Origin of the sequence: Methylobacterium sp. yr668 (assembly GCF_900116245.1) — a bacterium.
GTDB lineage: Bacteria > Pseudomonadota > Alphaproteobacteria > Rhizobiales > Beijerinckiaceae > Methylobacterium.
This window is the reverse complement of record NZ_FOZY01000026.1, coordinates 66,451-87,760: the sequence shown is the minus strand read 5'-3', so window position 1 is coordinate 87,760 and position 21,310 is coordinate 66,451. Positions and strand designations below refer to the sequence as shown.

At 72.8% G+C, this 21,310-nt stretch carries 24 protein-coding genes; 9 read left to right on the top strand and 15 right to left on the bottom strand.

The window, feature by feature from the left end; genetic code table 11:
* Positions 1-940, bottom strand: a 940-nt coding sequence (locus tag BM419_RS24590) for a UDP-glucose dehydrogenase family protein (protein ID WP_091927941.1), incomplete at its 3' end; no start/stop codon positions are given.
* 406 nt (positions 941-1,346) lie between these two features.
* On the opposite strand from BM419_RS24590, the gene BM419_RS24585 reads away from it, so the two are divergent.
* The 4 genes from BM419_RS24585 to BM419_RS24570 all read left to right on the top strand — a co-directional run bounded on the left by BM419_RS24585 (position 1,347) and on the right by BM419_RS24570 (position 3,001).
* Positions 1,347-1,568: a DUF6894 family protein gene (locus BM419_RS24585; protein ID WP_020091195.1), complete on the top strand. Its 222-nt coding sequence runs from the start codon at positions 1,347-1,349 to the stop codon at positions 1,566-1,568.
* 100 nt (positions 1,569-1,668) lie between these two features.
* Complete coding sequence (locus BM419_RS24580; protein ID WP_020091196.1) at positions 1,669-1,896, top strand: hypothetical protein; 228 nt, start codon at positions 1,669-1,671, stop codon at positions 1,894-1,896.
* A 318-nt stretch (positions 1,897-2,214) separates the two neighbouring features.
* Positions 2,215-2,520 (top strand): hypothetical protein, encoded by a 306-nt coding sequence (locus tag BM419_RS24575; protein ID WP_091927940.1) that lies wholly within the window; start codon positions 2,215-2,217, stop codon positions 2,518-2,520.
* A 172-nt stretch (positions 2,521-2,692) separates the two neighbouring features.
* Positions 2,693-3,001 (top strand): hypothetical protein, encoded by a 309-nt coding sequence (locus tag BM419_RS24570; protein ID WP_244534870.1) that lies wholly within the window; start codon positions 2,693-2,695, stop codon positions 2,999-3,001.
* Positions 3,002-3,032: 31 nt separating this feature from the next.
* Here the strand turns inward: BM419_RS24570 and BM419_RS24565 are convergent, their stop codons facing one another.
* Positions 3,033-4,058, bottom strand: coding sequence for a glycosyltransferase family 2 protein (locus BM419_RS24565; protein ID WP_091927938.1), 1,026 nt, complete (start codon positions 4,056-4,058; stop codon positions 3,033-3,035).
* Positions 4,059-4,264: 206 nt separating this feature from the next.
* Between BM419_RS24565 and BM419_RS24560 the strand changes: the two genes are divergently transcribed.
* On the top strand, positions 4,265-5,131 hold the full coding sequence (locus BM419_RS24560; protein WP_091927937.1) for a glycoside hydrolase family 16 protein: 867 nt from the start codon (positions 4,265-4,267) through the stop codon (positions 5,129-5,131).
* Positions 5,132-5,452: 321 nt separating this feature from the next.
* On the opposite strand, the gene BM419_RS24555 is transcribed toward BM419_RS24560, so the two are convergent.
* Both BM419_RS24555 and BM419_RS24550 read right to left on the bottom strand, forming a co-directional pair.
* Positions 5,453-5,683, bottom strand: a complete 231-nt coding sequence (locus BM419_RS24555; RefSeq protein WP_020091201.1) for a hypothetical protein — start codon at positions 5,681-5,683, stop codon at positions 5,453-5,455.
* A 54-nt stretch (positions 5,684-5,737) separates the two neighbouring features.
* Positions 5,738-6,475 carry a sugar transferase gene (locus BM419_RS24550; RefSeq protein ID WP_091675700.1) on the bottom strand — a complete coding sequence of 246 codons (738 nt, stop codon included), beginning with the start codon at positions 6,473-6,475 and terminating at the stop codon, positions 5,738-5,740.
* A gap of 211 nt (positions 6,476-6,686) precedes the next feature.
* Here BM419_RS24550 and BM419_RS32570 point away from each other — a divergent pair, with 211 nt between their 5' ends.
* Positions 6,687-6,839 carry a hypothetical protein gene (locus tag BM419_RS32570; protein ID WP_020091203.1) on the top strand — a complete coding sequence of 51 codons (153 nt, stop codon included), beginning with the start codon at positions 6,687-6,689 and terminating at the stop codon, positions 6,837-6,839.
* Positions 6,840-7,013: 174 nt separating this feature from the next.
* A complete protein-coding gene (locus BM419_RS24545) occupies positions 7,014-8,090 on the top strand; it encodes an acyltransferase family protein (protein ID WP_091927936.1) in 1,077 nt (358 codons plus the stop codon).
* A gap of 20 nt (positions 8,091-8,110) precedes the next feature.
* On the opposite strand, the gene BM419_RS24540 is transcribed toward BM419_RS24545, so the two are convergent.
* The gene (locus tag BM419_RS24540; protein WP_020091205.1) at positions 8,111-8,332 is read right to left on the bottom strand and encodes a DUF6894 family protein; all 222 of its coding nucleotides are present in this window, start codon (positions 8,330-8,332) and stop codon (positions 8,111-8,113) included.
* Between the two features lie 555 nt (positions 8,333-8,887).
* On the opposite strand from BM419_RS24540, the gene BM419_RS24535 reads away from it, so the two are divergent.
* On the top strand, positions 8,888-9,907 hold the full coding sequence (locus BM419_RS24535) for a glycosyltransferase family 2 protein (RefSeq protein ID WP_234081757.1): 1,020 nt from the start codon (positions 8,888-8,890) through the stop codon (positions 9,905-9,907).
* Between the two features lie 4 nt (positions 9,908-9,911).
* Positions 9,912-10,844, top strand: coding sequence for a glycosyltransferase family 2 protein (locus tag BM419_RS24530; protein ID WP_091675696.1), 933 nt, complete (start codon positions 9,912-9,914; stop codon positions 10,842-10,844).
* Here BM419_RS24530 and BM419_RS24525 read toward each other — a convergent pair.
* From BM419_RS24525 to BM419_RS24485, 10 genes are all read right to left on the bottom strand, one after another.
* Positions 10,841-11,662, bottom strand: a complete 822-nt coding sequence (locus BM419_RS24525) for a heme ABC transporter ATP-binding protein (RefSeq protein WP_091927935.1) — start codon at positions 11,660-11,662, stop codon at positions 10,841-10,843. The genes BM419_RS24530 and BM419_RS24525 overlap by 4 nt on opposite strands.
* Before the next feature lie 12 nt (positions 11,663-11,674).
* Positions 11,675-12,718, bottom strand: a complete 1,044-nt coding sequence (locus tag BM419_RS24520) for a FecCD family ABC transporter permease (RefSeq protein ID WP_091927934.1) — start codon at positions 12,716-12,718, stop codon at positions 11,675-11,677.
* 24 nt (positions 12,719-12,742) lie between these two features.
* A complete protein-coding gene (locus tag BM419_RS24515) occupies positions 12,743-13,621 on the bottom strand; it encodes a heme/hemin ABC transporter substrate-binding protein (RefSeq protein ID WP_091927933.1) in 879 nt (292 codons plus the stop codon).
* On the bottom strand, positions 13,618-13,890 hold the full coding sequence (locus BM419_RS32030; RefSeq protein WP_139257107.1) for a hypothetical protein: 273 nt from the start codon (positions 13,888-13,890) through the stop codon (positions 13,618-13,620). Before BM419_RS32030 ends, BM419_RS24515 begins: the two co-directional genes overlap by 4 nt.
* 365 nt (positions 13,891-14,255) lie before the next feature.
* Entirely contained in the window at positions 14,256-15,386 is a 1,131-nt protein-coding gene (locus BM419_RS24510) for an L-talarate/galactarate dehydratase (RefSeq protein ID WP_020091212.1), read from the bottom strand.
* Positions 15,387-15,587: 201 nt separating this feature from the next.
* Positions 15,588-17,396 carry a SpoIIE family protein phosphatase gene (locus tag BM419_RS24505; protein WP_091927932.1) on the bottom strand — a complete coding sequence of 603 codons (1,809 nt, stop codon included), beginning with the start codon at positions 17,394-17,396 and terminating at the stop codon, positions 15,588-15,590.
* A gap of 54 nt (positions 17,397-17,450) precedes the next feature.
* The gene (locus BM419_RS24500; RefSeq protein WP_020091214.1) at positions 17,451-18,296 is read right to left on the bottom strand and encodes a GGDEF domain-containing protein; all 846 of its coding nucleotides are present in this window, start codon (positions 18,294-18,296) and stop codon (positions 17,451-17,453) included.
* A complete protein-coding gene (locus BM419_RS24495) occupies positions 18,293-18,682 on the bottom strand; it encodes a DUF1987 domain-containing protein (protein ID WP_012321503.1) in 390 nt (129 codons plus the stop codon). Before BM419_RS24495 ends, BM419_RS24500 begins: the two co-directional genes overlap by 4 nt.
* 13 nt (positions 18,683-18,695) lie before the next feature.
* Positions 18,696-19,250 (bottom strand): SiaB family protein kinase, encoded by a 555-nt coding sequence (locus BM419_RS24490; RefSeq protein ID WP_020091215.1) that lies wholly within the window; start codon positions 19,248-19,250, stop codon positions 18,696-18,698.
* Positions 19,251-19,450: 200 nt separating this feature from the next.
* Positions 19,451-21,310, bottom strand: coding sequence for an ABC transporter ATP-binding protein (locus tag BM419_RS24485; protein WP_091927931.1), 1,860 nt, complete (start codon positions 21,308-21,310; stop codon positions 19,451-19,453).

Genomic DNA, 21,310 nt, shown 5'->3' with positions numbered 1-21,310 from the left:
TGCCCCGCACCGACCCGCCGCAGGCCTTGATCACCTTGCGCGCCATCGCGCGCTTGCGCTGGTCGTTGACCGCCACCACCGTCTCGACCAGCCGCAGCGGCGTGCCCGCGTCCTGCGCGGTCTTGACCAGGGCCAGCGTGTCCTTGGGGAAGCACGAGCCGCCGTAGCCCGGCCCGGCATGCAGGAACTTCGACCCGATCCGGTTGTCCAGGCCGATGCCGCGCGCCACCGCCTGCACGTCAGCGCCCACCGCCTCGCACAGGTCCGCCACCTCGTTGATGAACGTGATCTTCGCCGCGAGGAACGCGTTCGCCGCGTACTTGGTCAGCTCGGCCGTCCGGCGGCTCATCGCGACGATCGGCGCGGCGTTGAGGTAGAGCGGGCGGTAGATCTGCTCCATGACCGCCACGGCCCGCGGCTCGTCGGTGCCGACGACGATGCGGTCGGGGCGTTTGAAGTCGGCGATGGCTGCGCCCTCGCGCAGGAACTCGGGGTTCGAGACGACCGCGAACTGCGCCTCGGGGTTGGTCTCGCGGATGATGCGCTCGACCTCGTCGCCCGTGCCCACCGGAACGGTCGACTTGGTCACCACCACCGTGAAGCCGCGCAGCGCGCGCGCGATGCTGCGGGCGGCCGCGTAGACGTAGCTCAGGTCGGCGAAGCCGTCGCCGCGGCGGGAGGGCGTGCCCACCGCGATGAAGACCGCGTCCGCCTGACCGACCGCCGTCTCCAGGTCGGTGATGAAGGACAGGCGGTCCTGGCGGACGTTCTCGGCGACCAGGGCCTCGAGGCCCGGCTCGTAGATCGGCATCCGGCCGGCATTCAGCGCGTCGATCCGGCCGCGATTGCTGTCGACGCACACGACCGTGTGGCCGAAATCCGCAAAGCACGCGCCAGAGACCAGACCGACATAGCCCGACCCGACCATCGTGATGTTCATGGAATCCTCGCCGCGATCGCACCGACGCTCGGGTCTACGGCGGCCCGACAGGGCCACCAACATCATATCTTAGGCGTACGCGGCTCTGCCGATCGGGCGTAGCGGCGACGATTCGGCCCGACCGGCCCGACCCCGCCGCGGCCCGTTCCGAACCGGCAGCCGGGCCGCCCCGAACCGCGCCTTACATCGCCATCCGGCCATGGCGGCGGCCGGGCGGCTACGCCATTCGGCTGATCCGGCGGCGCCGGTCGACGATCGCGCGAACATTTTCCCGGCGCATCACCCGAATTGTCAAAGACAGGCTGCTTTTTCCCGACCGCTTTGTCCGGGAGCGCGAACGGCTAAGATGCTAACACCGGTCTATAGAACTGAACTCCCCGAAGAGTTCCGGCGGAGGAGAACCCTGTTGGCGGCGCGTTTCTACTTCGAGATCGCAAATGCCGAGGAGACGATCCACGACCACGTGGGGGTCGAGGCCGCTGGCCTCGAGGAAGCCCTGATCGAGGCGCGTAGCGTGATCGCCGAGATGGCCGATGAGATTACGGGAAACGGCCGGGAGCCGCCCTGGACCCTCCTCGTGCGCAACGAGGAGGGCTGGCTGGTCGGCCGCCTGCCCATCCGGAAGTGACGGCCCGCGCCGCTCGGACGGCGCGGGGGTGCGGCCATTAAGATATCGTTAACGGATCGTCCGGAGGATCGGCTGAGCCCTCGAACCGTGGCCATCCGGAATGCCCCTCTCCCAGAACGTCCCGCACGCCGCCCGCCAGGCGGACGCGATGGCTGCCCAGATGGCGCTGGCCGCCCACGCGCTGCGGATGCGCGGCGATGTCGGGACCGCCGAGTCGCTCCTCGCGATGGCGCGACACAACCGGATCCTCGCGCTCAAGCTGCGGATCGCGCAGGATCTGGCGCCGGGCCAAGACCGCGCCGAGCGCCGGGCCACCGCCGGCCGTTAACGCCGCGCGCGATCGGCCCGGGACGGTCACGGAGCCCGCGCCGCACGCGACGGGACGCGTCTCACCAACCCGAGCCGGGCTCACCCGGACCGGCCTGCCGGCGGTCCGTCCATCACTGTGGCGAGGATTGCTGGCGGGCGCGGCGCCCGCGCGCGTCGTGTCGGCGCTCCGACCGGGCACCGACCGCCCCGCCGGGGACCGGCCCACGGTCGACGGGAATCAATGCAGAATCCACATCACCGATCATCGGCGCGGTTGGCGCCGAATAAAGTCCGTGATAGTGTAAATAACTAACATCCGACAGGAAATTCAGTCGTCGTGTCGCCCCCGGACGCCGGACATTCTGAGGTCAGCACGACCCTGGCGCTGGACATGGTGGCGCGCGCCTACCTGGCCCTGGCGCTCCTCTACGAGACGGCCCATCCGGGAGAGTTCGTCGACGTCCAGCAGAAGATCCGCGCGTTCGTCGAGGACAATTTCCGCATCATCCAGGAGACGAGCCGCGACGAGAGCCTGACAACCGGTACAGTTGACGGCGCCCTTCACCTTGTGAACAGCGTTTTGGTCGAGGTCGAGACCAAGATCGCCACAATGATCCGGCCGACGCGGCAGCTCCGCGGCTAGACGAGACCTTGAATTGCCCCCCGCTATTCAGTGACTGTTGCAGTCGAGCCATGGCGCGCGGATAAACGGCCCCGCGCCATAGGGGATCGAAGATTGCAATGGCTCCCGACGTCGACAGTCTTAAGTGGGCATGTTACCCGGCGGACGGGGCAGCAATAAATTATCAAGCACGATGATGGGCAACGATGATTGCGATCGGGGGGCGCGCAGCGCGGATGTCGCGCTCGAGGTTCTCGTCCGAGCCTATCACGCTCTCGCGGTCGTCTACGAGTTGTCCAGTCCCGGTGCCTACACGGCGCTCCACGGCAAGATGATGCCCTACCTGCTGGACGGCTTCCGTCACGGCACGGCGCCGGACGCCGTCGATCCGGACCTAGACGCGACGGTCTCGACGGCCCTGGAGCGGGTCCGCAGCGCGCTGGACGAGGTCCGGTCCGACGTGGCGGCCGTGCGGGCGCGCAGGGAGGAGCGCGACCGCTGACGCGCCGCTGCCGGCCCGGCCCAGCGCCGGCTCAGCGCGCCGGCTCGAGGCGGCGCTCCGGTCCGAGGAGCAGGCGCGGACCGGTCTCCCGCTCCGGCACGGACGCGGGCACGAGGCGCGCGAGCTTGGCCGCCAGGGTCACCGACAGGATGTGGCGCCACGCCAGGGGCGTGCCGAGCAGCTCCCGCAGGGCCGCCGCGTAGCCCTGGGCGCGCCGCCGGTCGAGGACGCGCCGGTGCTGCCAGCGCCGCGCCGTGGCGGCGCGGTGGGCCCGGAGAGCCACCCGCGCCTCCGGGGCGAGACCCGGCCGGCCCAGCATGGCGTCGTCGAAGGCCAGCATCGCCCCGAGGTCGTCCGTCCGGTGCTGCGCGCTCAGCGAGTTCGACCGCTCGACCGCGACGTAGCCGCAGGGCGCGGTCACGGCGAACGCCGCCCCGGCCGCCAGCGCCTCGACGTAGAGGGCGTAATCCTCCCCGAGCCGCAGGCGCGCGTCGTAGCGCAGCCCCTGCCGGTCCAGGAAACCCCGCCGCATGATCGGCTTCAGGAAGCCGAGCTCGCGCCGGCTCGCGCCGGGACGGGGGATGTTGCCGCTCACGAAGGCCGCGAGGGTGAGCCGCTGCGGCCGCCCCGGTCCGGTGACGAGGCCGGCGGCGGAGGCCGCCTCGCGGCCGCGGACCATGACGATGTCGTCGGCGATCAGATCCCAGGTCCGGGGCGCGGAGAGGAGCCGGCCGAGCCGGCCCTCGAGGAAGTAGTCGTCGGCGTCGAGGATGCAGAGCAGCGGGGCGCGGGCGGCCGCGATGGCGCGGTTCCGGGCCTCGGCGGGTCCGACATTCTCGGCGAGCCGGATAATCCGCAGGCGGCCGGTACCGTCGTCGGCCGCCGCGGCGGCCGCGCCGGTCGGGTCCGCGGAGGCGTCGTCCACGACGATGACCTCGGCGACCTCCGGCTGCCGGAGCGCCGAGGCGACGGCGGTCGCGATCGTGTCCGCGGCGTCCCGGGCCGCGATGATGACGCAGACCTCCGGGACGGGGGACGAGGCCTCTAAGCTGCGCACCGGACGACTCCGCGACTCTCCGGCCGGTCCGCGCCGCGGCCGGTCCGCCGGCACGTTAGGGCGACCCCGGCGCGGCGCGCGAGATCGTCCGAAAGGAGGGGGCCGGCCCCGGGCCGGATCGTCCGAATGATCCCCGGCCGGAGCCGCCCCCGCCGCTACGATGCGCGCCGCCGCGATCCTGCGGCGACTGGTTTGAGGACGTGCGCATGACGATCTGGTCCGGCCCGGGCCGCCGCCTCTGCGTGGCGGCGACGCTTCTCCTGCAGGCCTATCCCGCGAGCGCGGGCGAGACCGCCGCGCCGCCGGCCGCGGCCCAGGCCGCCTCTCCCGCCTCTCCCGCCGCGGCCCAGGCTGCCCAGGGCGGCGCATCCTTCGTGGAGCTGTTCAGCACCCTGAACGAACGCCGCTGGTACGTCTCGGACGGCTGGGTCAACGGCGACTGGCAGGGCTGCACGTGGTCGAAGCACCGCGCCCGGATCGCGACGCCCGGCGAACTCTCGCTGTCCCTGACGGACATCACCTACAAGGAGCGCCCCTTCAGCTGCGCCGAGATCCAGACCCGCGAGCGCTACGGCTACGGCACCTACGAGGTCCGGATGCGGGCCGGCACCGGGTCCGGCATGGTCTCGGCATTCTTCACCTATAACGGCCCCGAGAACGGCGACCGGCGGACGAACGACGAGATCGACTTCGAGTGGCTCGGCAAGGACACGAGCAAGGTCCAGCTCAACTACTTCGTCGGCGGCGTCGGCGAGCACGTCAGCCTCGATGCCCTCGGCTTCGACGCCGCGACCACCACCGCGGACTACGCCTTCGAGTGGCTGCCCGACCGCCTGCGCTGGTACGTCAACGGACGCCTGCTGCGCGAGGTCGTCGGCACGCCCGACCGGCCGCTTCCCTCCCATCCGAGCAAGATCATGCTCAGCGTCTGGTCGGGACAGGGCCCGGACTTCGCGTCGTGGCTCGGACCGACGGAGTATTCGGGACAGCCGGTCACCGCGCTGTTCGAGCGGGTCGCGTTCACCCGGATGGGCGATCCGTGCGGCTTCAAGGAATCGATCGTCTGCCGCTAGCCGCACCGGCGGGCGGACGCCGCACCGGCGACCGCCCCGGGCATCGGACCACACATGACACCGCGCCGGGCACCGGACCCTGGAACCGGACCCGACACCGGACCCGACACCGGGCCGGGCTAAATCTTAACGTCTCCGCGGCAGGCTGGGCCCTCGAACGCGCCCGGAGCCACGCGATGCATTGGTCGAGCCTCGTCATCGCCGCGTACGCCGCCGGCTTCGTGGAGTTCTGGCGGCTCTGCCTTCAGGCGCCGGCCGCCGAGGAGGATCCGGCCTGACGTGTCCGCTTCGCCGCGCCGGGCCGCACCGGGCCCGGACGGCTCACCGCTCGTTGGCGATGGGCCGCAGCAGGGCGCCGAGCAGGAAGGCCAGTTGCCCGCAGACCAGCAGCGCCGTCCCGCGCCGCAGGCACGCGCCGGCGCTCAGGTTGTAGACGAGGAGGCCGTAGCCGACCTCGGCCGCGACGATCGGGACGAAGACCAGCAGCCGCCAGACCGAGCCGAAGCGGCCCAGCATCACCCCCAGCAGGGCGTTGAGCATCATGCCCTTCATCGGCGCGCTCCGCGGCGGGCGCGGCGGGCGCGGCGCGGCCGCCCGGTCATGGCCCTAGCGGCTGCCGCGCTGGCTCAGCACGGCCGGAACCGTCTTGAGCAGGATGGCGAGGTCGCGGCGGAGGCTCCACTGGCTGGCATAGGCGCAATCGAGGGCGACGCGCTCGGCGTAGCCCGTGTCGCTGCGCCCGGAGACCTGCCAGAGGCCGGTCAGGCCCGGCGGAACGGAGAAGCAGGCGGTGAAGTCGGCGCCGTAGCGCACGACCTCGGCCTGGACGATCGGCCGCGGCCCCACGAGGCTCATCTCGCCGCGCAGCACGTTCCAGAGCTGCGGCAGCTCGTCGAGGGACGTCTTGCGCAGGACATGGCCCAGCGCCGTGACGCGGGGATCGTGGGTGAGCTTGAAGGACGCCTCCCACTCCGCCCGGGCCTCGGGATTCTCGGCGAAATGCCGCGCCAGCACCGCGTCGCCGTCCGCGACCATGGACCGGAACTTCAGGCATCCGAAGGGGCGCCCGTGCCGGCCGAGGCGCTTGTGTCGGAAGATCGGCGACCGGCCGTCGCTGCCCCAGATCAGCAGGGCGATGAACAGCAGCAGAGGCAGAAGCAGGAAGAGCGCCGTCAGCGCGATGGTCGCGTCGAGGAGGCGCTTCATCGCCCAGCTCACCCGGAGGCCGGGGCCGGCCTGCCGCGGGGCCGGCAATGTCTTGACCAACGCCTCGTTCAGCGTCTCGACCATATCCTGCGGCGTCGACGACTCGATCGGCGTCGGGGTCCCAGCCGGGCGCAACATGTCGGCTCCTTGACTCGGGGTGAGACGGGATCGGAACTTGCGGAGCGACGTGCGCAGCCGGCCGGTTCGGCCAGCCTCGCCGCAGCCGGCTTCGGCGGCGCTCGGCCGGTCCGAAGGGGCGTCGATCGCAGGCGGAACCCTTGCGACAACACTGGGCCCACGACCGGTTCGGCAACAAGACGGCCGCCGATCCATCAATGGAGGTAAGGCGTTGCTGGTCGTGCTGGTGTTCGCTGCACTGATTGGAGGAGCGATCGGTTTCGCGGTTGTTCTACCGAAGGGGTTCCTGCTCGCGCTGCTGGCCGCCCAGGCCGGGGCGGCCGTCGCCGTCGGCCTCGTCGTCCTGCTCATCCGCCGCCGCTGACGGCCCTACCGGGCGGCGGGACCGCTTTCGGGGAGGTCCCGTCCGCCGATCGAGGTAAGGGCCCCCGCGCGGGGGCCGGTCTAAACCGGGCTGCCCGGCCCTCCCGGCCGGGCCCGGCCGCGCGGGCGCGTTCTGCCCCGGCGCGGCGCGGTCGATCACCGGACAGGACGCGCCGTGGCCCCTTCAGAGCGCCGCATCAACGGGTTCGACGGCCTGCGGGCCCTGGCGTTCCTGATGGTCTTCGTCAGCCACAAGGCGCCGAGCCCGAGGACCGAGGCCCTCGGCACGGCCGGCGTGTGGCTGTTCTTCGTCCTGAGCGGCTTCCTGATCGTCCGGATCCTCGCCGCGGCCCGCACGGCCGTGGAGGCGGGCGCGTCGACCCCGCTCGGCAGCCTCGGGCTGTTCTACCGGAATCGCGTCGCCCGGATCGTGCCGGTCTACTACGTCTTCCTGTTCGTGCTCTACACGGTCCGGCCCGGCGACCCGGCCAGTCTCGGCAACGACGCGTTCAAGCTCGCGACGTGGTTCTACGTCACCAACATCTACATCGAGCTGAACGGCTGGGGCACCGAGCTCGGCCACCTCTGGAGCCTCGCGGTCGAGCAGCAATTCTACCTGCTGTTCGCGCCGGCGGCCCTGTTCCTGTCGCGGCGCCACCTCGGCACGCTGTGCTGGCTCCTGGTCGGGATCAGCGTCCTGGCGCACGGTGCCCTGTGGCGGGCGGGCGCCGCGCCGCGGTGCTTCGACGTCGACACCCTGGCCAATGTCGGACTGATCGCGCTGGGCGGCCTCGCCGGCCTGCGCACCCGGCCGCTCCCGGCCTGGCTCGCCCGCGACGCCGCCCTGGCCGGCGTGCTGGCCCTGTTCGTGGCCCTGCCGCTCCTGATCGCGCCGACCGGCTGGTGGCTCGTTCTCGGCCGCCTCAGCGGCGTCCTGGCGGCGCTGCTGCTACTGCAGGTGGTCGAGGCGCGGGAGGGCCGCGCGGTCGCCCTCCTGGAGATCCCGTGGCTGCGCCGGATCGGCGTGATCAGCTACGCCGCCTACCTGTTCCACGTGCCGCTCCACGCGGAGCGCGTGCTGGCCCTCGTCGGCCTCGACGTCGCCGGACCGCGCTCGGTCTCCATGGCGCTCGACCTGATGCTGACGCTGCTGCTGGCCGAACTGTCGTGGCGGCTCCTGGAGCGGCCCGCACGCCGGCTGCTGCGGGCCCCGCGCCGGCGGGTCGGCGCCTCCGCGCTGGTCGGCCCGTAATCCGCTCGCGCGTCCCCGGCTCAGCCCTTGATCGGCACCCGGCCGACCTCCGCGCCGGTGGCGTCGCGCACGACGAGCGTCCACGCGCCGGCCGGTCCCGCGACCTCCAGTTCACCCGCCATTTCGTCGATCACGCTGCGGGCCTCCGCGAGCGCCTCGGCCAAGTCCGCGGCTTCCACGCCCTGCGCGTCGCGGATCGTCTCCTCGCCGTTCTCGATGTCGAAATAGAAGCGACTGGGCACTCATCTCCTCCCTGATTTCCGCCCTCGGGAGGGCCCTCGGATACTACCTACGTAGTTCGCCCACGTCCGACAATGCTCAGTAGGAGACATAAACCTTAACAAACATCAAAACTGTTTTCGTTGGTTGCGTTGCAATAATGTCGAGATTCCAGCCAAATAATCCATTATAGGTATCGCCGATCACCCTTGCGGCCGCTTCGGCGATGGCGGCGCGCGGTGACGGGCCTCAGGGGCGTTCGACATGGCAGCCTCCGGCGATTCGAGCCTCAAAAAAGATTCTCCTGCCTCGGCGGAGAGGAAACAAAAATTGCGCGCCCACGTCCGGACGATTCTGGCGAAGGGCCTCAGCGTCCGGAATTCCCGCCCCACGGGCGACACAGCCCCCGACACGCACTGACCTGTTCCGGCCGTCGGGGCCATCCCCCGCAATGGGAGGGGATGGCGGCCGCCCTACGCCCTTTGAGCGTCGTGCGCGCCGATCGCTTCCGGCCAAAGTCGGGGGCGGTCTCGGAGGCCGCGCCCGGCGGCCCAGGAAGCGCGATGGCGGATCAACTCTTGTCCGATGCTCGGGGCACCTTCGTGGACGTCTCGTTCATCATGGCCGCGCACGACGCGGCGCCCTGGATCGAGACGGCCATCCGTTCCGCCCTCGCCCAGACCGGCGTCGCCGTGGAGGTGGTGGCGGTCGATGACGGCTCGCGGGACGGGACCGCCTCCGTGCTGGCGCGCCTGGCGGAAGCCGATCCGCGGGTCCGCGTCATTCCTCTCGCCGATGCCGGACCGGGCACGCCCCGGGGCCCGTCGAGCGCCCGGAACGCGGCGCTGAACGCCGCCCGGGGCCGGTGGATCGCGATCCTTGACGCCGACGACCTGATCCTGCCCGACCGCACCCGGACCCTGCTCGATCTCGCGCTCGCGGCGGATGCCGACATCGTCGCCGACAACCCGATCCCGTTCACCGACATGTTCGACCCGCAGGGTCCGGGGATGCTGGAGGGCGGCCGGGAGCCGTACCTGTTCGAGATCGACCTCGCCAAGTACATCGCCAGCAACCAGCTGCTCAGCCGGGTGACCAAGCTCGGCTACCTCAAGCCCATGATGCGCGCCGAGATCCTGCGCCGGCACGGCATCCGGTACGACGAGGGCGTCCGGATCGGGGAAGATTTCCTGCTGTGCCTGGAAGCCCTCGCGGCGGGGGCGCGGTTCGTGGTCACCACCTACGCGGGCTACGGCTACCGGCGCGGACCCACCTCGCTGTCGCACCGGCTGCGCCAGGCCGACATCGCGCGCCTCGACGCGGCCTTCGCGGCCCGGGCCGAGCACGGCCGCCTCGCCGAGGCGCGGTCGCGCTCCGCCGAGATCCGCCACGGCAGCCGCGCCTACCGCGACGGCCTCGCGGTGACGCGGCTGATCGCCCAGGTCATCGAGGCGGCCCAGGCCGGCCGCTGGCGCGCGGGCGCGACCCTGGCGCTCCGGCATCCCCGGATCTGGCGGTTCCTGGCCGCGACGCTGCTGGCGGCGGCGGGCAAGCGCCTGCGGCCGCGGCCGCACGCCCACCCGATCGGACAGAGGTAAGACGATGCGCCTGTGCATCTGCATCTGCACCTGCGAGCGGCCCGTGGGGCTGGCGCGCCTGCTCAAGGCCCTGGACCAGCAGCGGCTCGGCAGCCTCGCAGAGACCGCCCTGCGCATCCTGATCATCGACAACGGGCGCAGCCGCGCCGCCGTCCCGGTGGTGGAGGCCTACCGGGCGACCGGCCGCTTCCCCGTCACCTACGCCCGGGAGGAGACCCGCGGCCTCGCCGCGGTCCGCAACCGCAGCCTCGCTGAGGCCTCCGCGGCCGGCGCGGACTGGGTCGCTCTGATCGACGACGACGAGTTTCCCGACCGCGACTGGCTCCACAACCTGCTCGAGACCGCCCTCGCCGCGGGCGTCGCGGCCTGCGTCGGGCCGGTCGTGCCGTTCTTCGACCGGGTTCCGCCCGCCTGGGCGGCCGCCGGGGGCTTCTTCGCCAAGCGCCTGCCGGTCCGCGACGGCTACGTGGAGGACGGCTACACCGCCAACGCGCTCCTGGACCTGCGGGTGATCCGGGCGCTGGGCCTGTCCTTCGACATGCGCTTCAACACGATGGGCGGCGAGGACACGTTCTTCTTCCGGGCCCTGATGCTCGCCGGGCACCGGATCGCCTGGGCCGAGACGGCCGTGGTCTACGACAGCATCCCGACGCACCGGATGCGGGTGCGCTGGCTGCTGGCGCGCTGGTACCGCAGCGGCAGCGTCGAGGCCTATCTCGGCCGGCTCCGCCCGGAAACGGTGGGCGGCCGGCTCGCCAACGCGGGCCGCGGCTTCGTGCGCCTCGGCGGCGGCCTTCTGCGGCTCGGGATCGCCGGCCTGTCCCTCAGGCCGGCGACCCTGATCGGCGGCGGCTACACGCTGTGCCGGGGAGCCGGCCTGCTCGCGGCCGTGATCGGCCTGAGCTACCGGGAATACCACCCGTCGCGCTATCGCTAGCCGCGCCGACCGGGCGCGCCCCGGTGCGGTAGCAGGAAGGGCTGGCCGCCCGGCGGCACCCGCCCGACCGGCCAGCGGACGCCGAAGACCCCGGCTATGAGGTCGTCGGTCAGGACCTCGGCCGGCCGCCCGCCGGCGACCAGCCGGCCCCCGTCCAGCACCAGCAGCCGGTCGGCGTAGGCGGCCGCGAGGTTGAGGTCGTGGAGGATCGCCACCACGGCGACGCCGGTCGCCGCCAGCCCGGCGGCGGCGTCGAGCAGCGCGCCCTGGTGCCGGAGGTCGAGGCTCGCGGTCGGCTCGTCCAGGAACAGCACCTGCCGGTCCGCCACCGTGCGGCCGGCCTCCAGCTGGCAGAGCACGCGGGCGAACTGCACCCGCGCCTGCTCCCCGCCCGAGAGGGTCGGGTAGGCCCGGTCGGCGAGATGCGCCACGTCGGCCCGCGCGAGGGCCCGGGCCAGGATCGCCGCCCGATCGCGGGCCCCGAGGCCCCGGCCGATGCCGTCGAGGCCGATCCGGGCGACCTCGGCCGCCGCGAACGGGAAGGCGAGGCGCGCCGCCTGCGGCAGCACCGCCCGCGTCGCGGCGAGGCGCCAGAGCGGGATCGTCGCCACGGGCGCACCGTCATAGGCGACGCTGCCCCGGGTCGGGCGCAGGGCGCCGCTGAGCAGGCGGACGAGGGTCGACTTGCCGGCCCCGTTGGGGCCGACGATCACCTGCAGGGTGCCGCCCGCCACCGCCAGGGAGACGTCGCGCACGAGGTCGCGCCCCGCCACCGTGACGGTCAGGTCGCGGGCCGTGAGCAGGGCCGGATCAGACATTGTCAGACATCGTCAGACATCGTCCGGTCGCACCCGGCCGAGAAGCAGCCACAGGAAGACCGGCGCGCCGACCAGCGCGGTGACGATCCCGATCGGCAGCTCGGCGGGCGCGGCGACGCGGCGCGCCACCACGTCGGCGAGGACCAGGAAGGCGCCGCCGAGGATTGCCGAGGCCGGAAGCAGCAGCCGGTGCCCCGGGCCGATCAGCAGCCGCAGGGCGTGCGGCACCACGAGGCCGACGAAGCCGATCACCCCCGCCGCCGCCACGCTGGTGCCCACCGCGACCGCCACCAGCACGATGCAGGCGCGCTTCAGCCGCTCCACCGGGACGCCGAGATGGAACGCCTCGGCCTCGCCGAGGACGAGGGCGTTCAGGCCGCGGCCGAGGAGCGGGACCGCGGCCAGCACCGGCAGGATCAGCGGCGCCGAGGCCGCGACCTTGGACCAGGTGGCCCCGCCGAGGCTGCCCAGGGACCAGAAGGCGAGATCGCGCAGTTGCCGGTCGTCGCTGACGAAGGTCAGCAGGCCGGTCAGCGCGCCGCTCAGCGCCCCCAGCGCGATCCCCGCGAGCAGCATCGTCGCCACCGCGGTGCGCCCGGACCGGGTGGCGAGGGCGTAGAGGATGAGGGTCGCGCACAGGCCACCGAGGAAGGCTCCGGCCGGCAGCGCGGCGTAGGGCAGCGGCCCGGGAAGCCCCAGCCCGGCGAGGATCCGGTCGCCCAGGACGATGATCACCGCGGCCGCGAGCCCCGCCCCCGACGAGACCCCGACCAGCGCCGGATCGGCCAGGGGGTTGCGGAACAGCCCCTGCATCAGCGCCCCCGAGACCGCCAGCCCGGCCCCGACCAGCAGCCCCAGCAGGGTGCGGGGCAGGCGGATCGAGAGGATCACCAGCCCGTCGCGGGCGCGGGCCGGATCGCTCCCCTCCCCGATCAGGACCGCGAAGACCCGGTCCGGCGGGATGGGGATCGCCCCGAGGCTCACCGAGAGCAGGGCGGCGGCGAGCACCAGGGCCGCCAGGACACCCAGCACCCAGGGCGCCGCGCGGCGGCTCACGCGCCCCGCCCGCCGCCGCGCGGCTCAGTCACGCGGCAGGTCCGGGTAGAGCGCCCGCATCAGGTCGGTGGCGGCCTCGGGCGTGCGCGGCCCGAACCCGAGGAGGTAGAGGCCGTCCATGGCCACCAGCCGCCCCCGCGCCGCCGCCGGCGTCTGGCCGAGGGCCGTGCCGGGGGCGAAGATGCTCTCGGGCTTCGGCGGCTCGGGCCCGTTCTGCATCATCACCACCGCGTCGGGGGCGGCGGCCACGATGGCCTCGTCGGTCATCGGCTTGAAGCCTTCCAGGCCCGCGGCCGCGTTGCCGATGCCCGCCAGGGCCAGGATGCCGTCCGCCGAGGAGCCGGTGCCGCCGACGACGGTCCGGCCGCCCTGGACCGACAGGACGACGAGGGCCCGGGCCGCCCGGGCGATCCGGGCGCGCCGGGTCGCGAGGTCGGCGAAGCGCGCGCGGACCTCGGTCTGGAGCGCCTCGGCCTCGCGCTCCAGGCCGGCGAGGCGCCCGACCGTCTCGATCTTGTCCAGCACGCCCTCGGGATTCGGCGGCTCCGTCACCGTCTCGACGCGCAGCCCGGCCTCGCGCAGCTGCGCCAGGACGGCCGGCGGCCCGGCCCCCTCGGCGGCGATGATCAGGTCGGGCTGCTGCGCCAGAAGGCCCTCGGCCGAGAGCGCCCGCAGGTAGCCGACACTCGGCTTCTCGCGCAGCGCCTCGGGCGGGTAGAGGCTGGTCGTGTCGACCGCGACGATCCGGCCGCCGGCGCCGAGGCGGTAGAGGATCTCGGTGACGGCCCCGCCCAGGGCGGCGATGCGGGCGGCCGCCTGCGCGGCGGCGGCGCGCGGGGCGAGCGCCCCGGCCACCGCGGCGGCCAGGAGCGCGCGGCGCGACAGAAGGCCGGGGGCGCTCATCGGGCCAGCATCGGCGCGGCGCCGGTGGTCAGCCGCAGGCGACAGGCGTGATCGCCGTGGCGGTTGACGATCTTGCCCGCCGCCTCGGAACGCGCGACCGGCCGCGTCGCGCCGGGCCCCGCGCGCGTGCCGCCCGGGACGCGGCGATGACCTTCTCCTTCGACACACGACATGGACCGGTCACTCCAGATCTGTTCTTTATAAATTTTCAAATGAGAGGATCGCGACGACAGAAACGCAGCGTATCGGCAATCGATCGCGGACGCCACCCCGCGAAAAAGTCACGGTTTTACTTCGCTGACCGGCTTGAAAAAGCGGCCTATGTCATTTTCCAGGTCAGGATATCGTCGCGCGCGCGCCGGCGGTCGATTCCGGGCGGCGGACACTGGTACAAGCGGCGCCGGTCCCCGGCTCCGGTGGGCCGCCCGACGGCGTGGTCGGGACAGAACGGGCCTTCGCTGTGCCCGCTCGGGCGGAGCGCGGCACGACCAGGTCCGACCCTCGTCCTGAGGTGACGCGTCGCGGCCCCGGCGGAGAGCTCCTTCGAGGCGGCCGCCGCGCGACCGCACCGCAGGATAGGGGAGGATCGGACGATCCGGGTCGGCCGGCCTCGGAGCGTCCCCTCCCCGTGCGCTCAGCCGAGGCTGCCGAACCCGGCGGTCTCGCGCGTCCAGGCCAGCGCCTGCTCGCTCAGGGAGAGGCCGAGGCCCGGCCGGGTCGGCACGCGCATGCGGCCGTCCTCCAGCTCCAGCCGCTCGTTGAACAGCGGCTCCAGCCACTCGAAATGCTCGACCCAGGGCTCCCGCTGCAGCGCGGCGGCGAGGTGGATGTGCAGCTCCATCGAGAAGTGCGGCGCGATCGTCAGCCCGGCGAACTCGGCGAGCGCCGCCACCTTGAGGAAGGGCGTGATGCCGCCGACCCGCGGCGCGTCGGGCATCAGGAAGTCGGCGCCGCCCTGGCGGATGAAGTCCCAGTGCTCGGCGACGCTCGTCAGCATCTCGCCGGTGGCGACCGGCGTGTCGAGGGCGGCGGCCAGGGCCGCGTGCCCGGCGGCATCCAGGCAGTCGAGGGGCTCCTCGATCCAGATCAGGTTGAAGCGCTCGAAGGTCCGGCCCATCCGCATCGCGGTCGGCCGGTCCCATTGCTGGTTGGCGTCGACCATGAGCGGGAAGGCATCGCCCAGATGCTCGCGCACCCGCGAGACCCGGCGGATATCCTCGGCCCAGTCCGGCTGGCCGACCTTAAGCTTGATGCCGCCGATGCCCTTCGCCCGGGCGCGGTCGGTGTTGACGAGCAGCTCCTCCAGCGGCGTGTGCAGGAAGCCGCCCGAGGTGTTGTAGCAGCGCACCGAGTCGCGCTGCGCCCCGAGGAGTTTGGCGAGCGACAGGCCGGCCCGCCGCGCCTTGAGGTCCCACAGGGCCACGTCGAAGGCGCCGATCGCCTGGACGGCGAGGCCGCTGCGGCCGGCCGAGGCGCCGGCCCAGGCGAGCGTGTCCCAGGCCTTGGCGATGTCGCTCGGATCCGCCCCGAGCAGCGCCGGAGCGATCTCGCGGGCATGGGCGAACTGGCCCGGCCCGCCGGCGCGCTTGGAATAGCTGATTCCGAGGCCGCGATGGCCCTCCCGGCTCTCGACCTCGCAGAACAGGATCGCGATCTCGGTCATCGGCTTCTGGCGGCCGGTGAGCACCTTGGCGTCGCTGATCGGGGTCCTCAGCGGCAGGGCGACGGACCGCAGGCGGATCCCGGTGACGGCGTCCTCAGCCATGGTTTCCTCCAGGTCTTGTCCGCGCGGGCGCGCGCTGGAAGCCCCGGAGGCGGTTCTTGGCGGTGCCTCTCGGCGGCGACCGCGACGGCTCTCCCGGGGCCGGGCCCAGGAGTGGCGCAGGCCGGACGGCCTGTCCAACGTCATTGTTGGATCGATCGATGCGCACCTGGCATCGATGGCCCCGAGGGAAGACAGCCGGTCTCAGCCGGCGGCCGTCGCCGGAGGAAGCCGGAACGCCACCAGGGTCATGTCGTCCCGCCGGGCCTCGGTCCCGCGATAGGCGTCGAGATCGGCCTCGAGGGCCACGGTCTGGGCGGCGAGGGGCAGGTCGGCGTGGCGCAGGAGGCTGTCGGCCACGCCGCGCCGGCCGAGGAGCCGCGGCGCCCGGTCGGGCGCCGCGCGGCCCATCTGGTCGGTGATGCCGTCCGTCATCAGGTAGAAGGTGGCGCCCGCCACCGGAACGGCGATGTCCGCGACGACGTCCTCCGGCTGCCCGTCTCGGGCGGGGCGCGGGTAGCCGAGCCCCCGGCGGCCGCCGCGGACGCGCTCGGCCACGCCGTCCCGGACCACCGTGAGCGACAGGCCGGCGCCGGCGAAGTGCAGCGTCCCGGCCGCGCGGTCCCAGACGCACAGGCCGCAATCGAGCCCGTCATCCGATTCGGCGCCGCGGCCGTCCTGGCGGAGCTGCGTGCGGACCATCGCGTCGAGCCCGGCCAGGATCGCCGCCGGCGCGCGCAGGCCGCGCTCGTGCAGCAGCCGGTCGAGGGCGGTCGCGACGATCAGGGTCAGGAACGCGCCGGGCACGCCGTGGCCGGTGCAGTCGGCCACCGCGATCACGCAGAGGCCGTCGATCTCCTCCAGCCAGAAATAGTCGCCGCCGACGACGTGGAGCGGCTCCCACAGCACCGCGACCTCGACCCCCGCGCCCGCCAGGGCGTTGCGGTCCGGCAGCACCGAATCCTGGATGCGCCGAGCGTAGCCGATGCTCTCGACCACTTGGCGGTTGGCGCGCTCCAGCCTGTCGTGGGCCTGCTCCAGCTCGACGAGGAGTTGCTTGGCGGCGTCACCGCTCCGCAGGCCCTCGACCATGCGGTTGAAGGCCTGGCTGATGACGTCGATCTCGTTGCTCGGCCGGTAGGCGCCCCCGAGCTCCACGGTCGTCCAGCGCTTGTGCTCGATCTCCCGCATGGCAAGCAGCAGCCGCATCAGCGGCGCCATGACGTGGCGGCGCACGGTGGCGTGCAGGGTGACCACGAAGGCGATCATCAGCCCGACGCTGGCGCCGAGGGCGAGCATCACCTGCCACGCCGCGTTGTCCCGCAGCGCCTTCGTGGAGACCGTGACGGTCAGGCTGCCCGCCGGGCCGGCGCGGCCGGGCACCGACAGGTCGGCCTGGGCCGAGAGGGTGGACCAGCCCCGCGCGGGGGGCGCCGCGCCCGCCGTTCCGACGACGTGGCCCGTGGCGTCGCGCAGGACGGCGTGGGCGAAATCGGGCTCGGCGGCCAGGGCCTTGAGCGGGCCGTCGTAGGCGTCCGGGTCGCGCGCCCAGTCGGGCCGCGCGATCGCCGCGGCGGTGAGCCGGGCGAGGAGATGCGCCCGGTCGCCGTACAGCCGGAGCTGGTCGGTGTAGGTTACCCAGGCGATCCCGAGCTGGGTCAGCAGCAGGAGGGCGCCGATCACCGGGTAGATGCGCAGGAACAGGGTGTGGGACAGGCTGTCGAGGTCGCGGCCTCGGGCCGCCCCGCGCAGGGCGCCGGGCTTCATCAGCTCGTCCGCGGGCGCGCCCGCGGCCAGCACGTCGGCGAAGCCGCGCTTCGACAGGGGATCGCCCCGGCGGATCGGGCCGGCCCCGCGCAGGCCGCCCGCGCGCCCGGCGCCGCCGGCGGCCGGGACCGGATCGATGTCGGCGAAGCCGAGCCGCGCCAGGGCATCCCCGGTCCGCAGCGGTCGCGCGCCGCGGATCCCCCCGGCGGGACGCGGGCTGTCTAGGGCCGTGTCAGGTCCGCTCACGCGACGTCACTCCGTGTCACAGCGGTTCCGCTCCGAGGCCGGGCGCGCGGCGCCTCAGATCAGGGACGCGCCCGGTTCGGCCGCGCAGCGCACGCAGTCGCGGCCGGCATGCTTGGCAGCGTAGAGCGCCGCGTCGGCCCGCCGGAGCGTCGCCGACATCGACTCGCTCGGGCCGAACGCCGCGAGGCCGATGCTCACCGAGATCGGCAGCGGGCCGTGCTCCAGGCGCACCGGCCGCTGCGCCACCGCGCGGCGGAGCGCCTCGGCGATGACTTGCGCCTCGGCCATCACGGTGCCGGTGACGAGGATGGCGAATTCCTCACCACCCATGCGGCCGATCACGTCGACCGCGCGCAGGCTGTCGCGGCAGGTCTCGACGAAGGCCTTGAGGACCGTGTCGCCCGCGCTGTGGCCGTAGCGGTCGTTGATCAGCTTGAAGCGGTCGAGGTCGAGCATCAGCACGCTGGAGGGCGTGTCGCCCGACTGGGTCCGGGCCCAGACCTCCTCGCAGATCTGCAGGAAGCGGCGGCGCGACAGGGCGTCGGTGAGATGGTCGGTGTCGGCGAGGCGGCGGAGTTCGGCCTCGAGGCGCGCCCGGTGCTCGATCTCCGCCGAGAGGGCGTCGTTGAGGTGTCGCAGGGCGCGCTGCTGCTCGGCCATCCGCTGGTTGGCGCGGTGCAGGTCGAGCTGCATCCGGTCGCTCAGCCGCACCAGCCGGCGCTGCTCGTGGTAGCTGCGCCGGTAGGCGCCGGCGAGCTCCCGCACCCCGTCGCCGACCTCGGCGAGGCGGGCCAGCATCACCTCGGATCGGCCGAGAACGGCCTCCTCGGTGTCGAACAGGCTGAAGGCGTCCGCCGGCTCGGACAGGAGATCGTGGGCCGGTGCCCGGTGCGGGCTCACGCGGGGACGCTCGCGATCATCTCGAACCGGGCATGCGCGAAGTCGGCCGCGAAATCCTCGCCGGCCTCCTGGATCACGTCGTCGTCGGCGCCGAACATCCAGCGGATCGTCACCGGGCGCCCCTCGGCGGCGGCGTCCTCCAGGGGCATGAACAGGTTCATCAGCGCCTTGGCGCTCGACGAGTTGAAGTAGGCGAGCGCGACGTCGAAGGTGATCGGGCTCGCCTCGGTCGCCGCGAGGTGGCCGCGCAGGGCCTGCAGCAGCGGGCCGAAGAATGCGGCGGCGTCCTCCGGGTAGGATTCGCCGCGCAGGACGAGCCGCCCCGACGCGAAGTCGAAATCGACCTCGGGCGAGCGCTCGGTCCGGGGCAGCGTGATGCGGTCCATGTCCGTGCGATCCTCAGATGAAGGCTTTGAGGCAGAACAGGCTGCGCTCCGCGCCCAGATCCTGGAAGTCGTACTCGACCGGGGCGCTCGACCGGCGGGCGATCTCGATCAGTCCGATGCTGCCGCCAAGGCTGCCCTCGTCCGGCGGCTGGCGCAGCTTCTCGCGGTAGACCTTCCTGAGCTCGTCGCTCGACAGGGTGGCGATCTCGTCGAGCCGCTCGCGCAGCCGCGGCACCTCGGTCCTGCCGACCTCGTTGCCGCAGACCACGAAGAACCGCCCCTCCTCGGTGCCGACGGCGATCATGCCGGCGCTGACCCGGGCGGGGCCCGGCGGCTCGGCGGGCGCGACCTTGTCGGCCGAGTAGCGGATCACGTTCTGGGCCTGCTCGACGAAGATCGAGAAGACGCGCTTGGCGACCGCGGCGTCGGTCTCCTCGTGCCGCATGCGCAGCTTCAGCACTTCCCCGAGCGAGAACAGGATGTTCTCCGAGAGATCTCCGCCGAACGACAGGATCACGCCGCTGCGCTTCGACGCCTCGTGGAAGGATCGGAAATCGCTCGCTCGCAAGGAAGCCTCTCGACCGCTTCATCGCGGCAACACACCGCGTGTTTAGGGCCGACATTAATGCAGAAATAATCAAAGATTTCTTACCGGTACTGATCGCTTTCTGAGCAACATTGCTCGTATTGCGAGCAGTGCCGCAAGCTTTACGCTGGATCCTGTCGCGGACCGCGCGGCATCGCGCGCGAGGGTCCGGGCCGCCGGCTTCAGGCGGCCGCGCCCTGGCGGGCGCCCGCGTCCCACTCGGTGCCCCAGTCCTGCACGACGTGGCCGGGCGCGACCTCCCGGTAGAGGCGCTCCGGCGGCACGTAGTCGGGGGTCCGGATCGGGCTGCGGATCTCGTCGTCCGGCAGCGCGTGCCGCTCGCCCCGCCGGGCCGGATCCGGCACGGGCACCGCGGCGAGCAGCTTCTTCGTGTAGGGGTGCCGCGGATCGCCGAAGATCGCGGCCCGGGGGCCGATCTCCACGATCTCGCCGAGATACATCACCGCCACCCGGTGGCTGACCCGCTCGACCACCGCCATGTCGTGCGAGATGAACAGGTAGGCGAGGCCGAGCTCCGCCTGCAGGTCGAGCATCAGGTTCACGACCTGCGCCTTCACCGAGACGTCGAGCGCCGAGACCGCCTCGTCGGCGACGATCAGGCGGGGGTTCAGGGCGAGCGCGCGGGCGATGCAGATGCGCTGGCGCTGGCCGCCGGAGAACTCGTGGGGGAAGCGCGCGGCGGTCTCGGGCGGGAGCCCGACCCGGGCGAGCAGGTCCTCCGCCCGCCGCCGGGCCTCGCGGGGCGCGGCGAGGCGGTTGATCAGCAGCGGCTCCGCCACCGCCGCACCGACGCTCAGGCGCGGGTCGAGGCTGGCGAACGGGTCCTGGAAGATCATCTGCATGCGCTGGCGGCGGCCGCGGAGGGTGCCGGCATCGAGGCCCGTGATGTCCTCGCCGTCGAGCAGGACCGAGCCCGAGAGCGGCTCGACGAGGCGCAGGATCGAGCGCCCGGTGGTGGACTTGCCGCAGCCGGATTCGCCGACGAGCGCCAGGGTCTCGCCGGCCGCGAGGCTGAACGAGACCCGCTCCACCGCGTGGACGCGGCCGGTCACGCGGCCGAGCAGCCCGGAGCGGATGTCGAACCGGGTGGTCAGGTCGCGCACCTCCAGAACCGGGCGCTCGGCGGCCCTGACGGTGTCGGGAGTCTCGGGCGTCGGTGCCGCGAGGCCGGTGGCCCGGTCGACCACCGGGAAGCGCATCGGGCGCGCCCGGCCCGCCATGGTCCCGAGGCGCGGGACCGCGGCCAGCAGCGCCCGCGTATACGGCTCGGTGGGTTCGGAAAAAATCCGCGCGGTCGGGCCGGCCTCCACGGCGCGGCCCCGGTACATCACCACGGTGCGGTCGGCGATCTCGGCGACCACGCCCATGTCGTGGGTGATGAACAGGACCGACATGCCCTCCTCGTCCTGCAGGCTCTTGATGAGGTCGAGGATCTGGGCCTGGATCGTGACGTCGAGCGCCGTGGTCGGCTCGTCGGCGATGAGGAGCTTCGGCCGGCAGGCGAGCGCCATGGCGATCATCACCCGCTGGCGCATGCCGCCGGAGAAGCGGTGCGGGTACTCGTGCAGGCGCGACCGGGCGGCCGGGATCCGGACCTTGTCGAGGAGCCGGAGCGCCTCCGCCTCGGCGGCGGACCGCGACAGGCCCCGGTGCCGGATCAGCGCCTCGGCGATCTGGAAGCCGATGGTCAGGACCGGGTTCAGGGAGGTCATCGGCTCCTGGAAGATCATGGCGATGGAATCGCCGCGCACCCGCCGCATCTCGGCCTCGGGGGCGGCGAGCAGCTCGCGGCCCTCGAAGCGCACGCGCCCGCCGATACGGCTCGCGTCCCGCGGCAGGAGGCGCAGGATCGAGAGGGCGCTGACGCTCTTGCCGGAGCCGGATTCGCCGACGAGGGCCACGGTCTCGCGCGGGCCCACGTCGAACGAGACGCCGTGCACGACCTCGCGCCAGCGCCCGTCCGAGCGGAAGGAGACGGTGAGGTCTGAGACCGAGAGGATCGGGTCCACTGAATCCGTCAT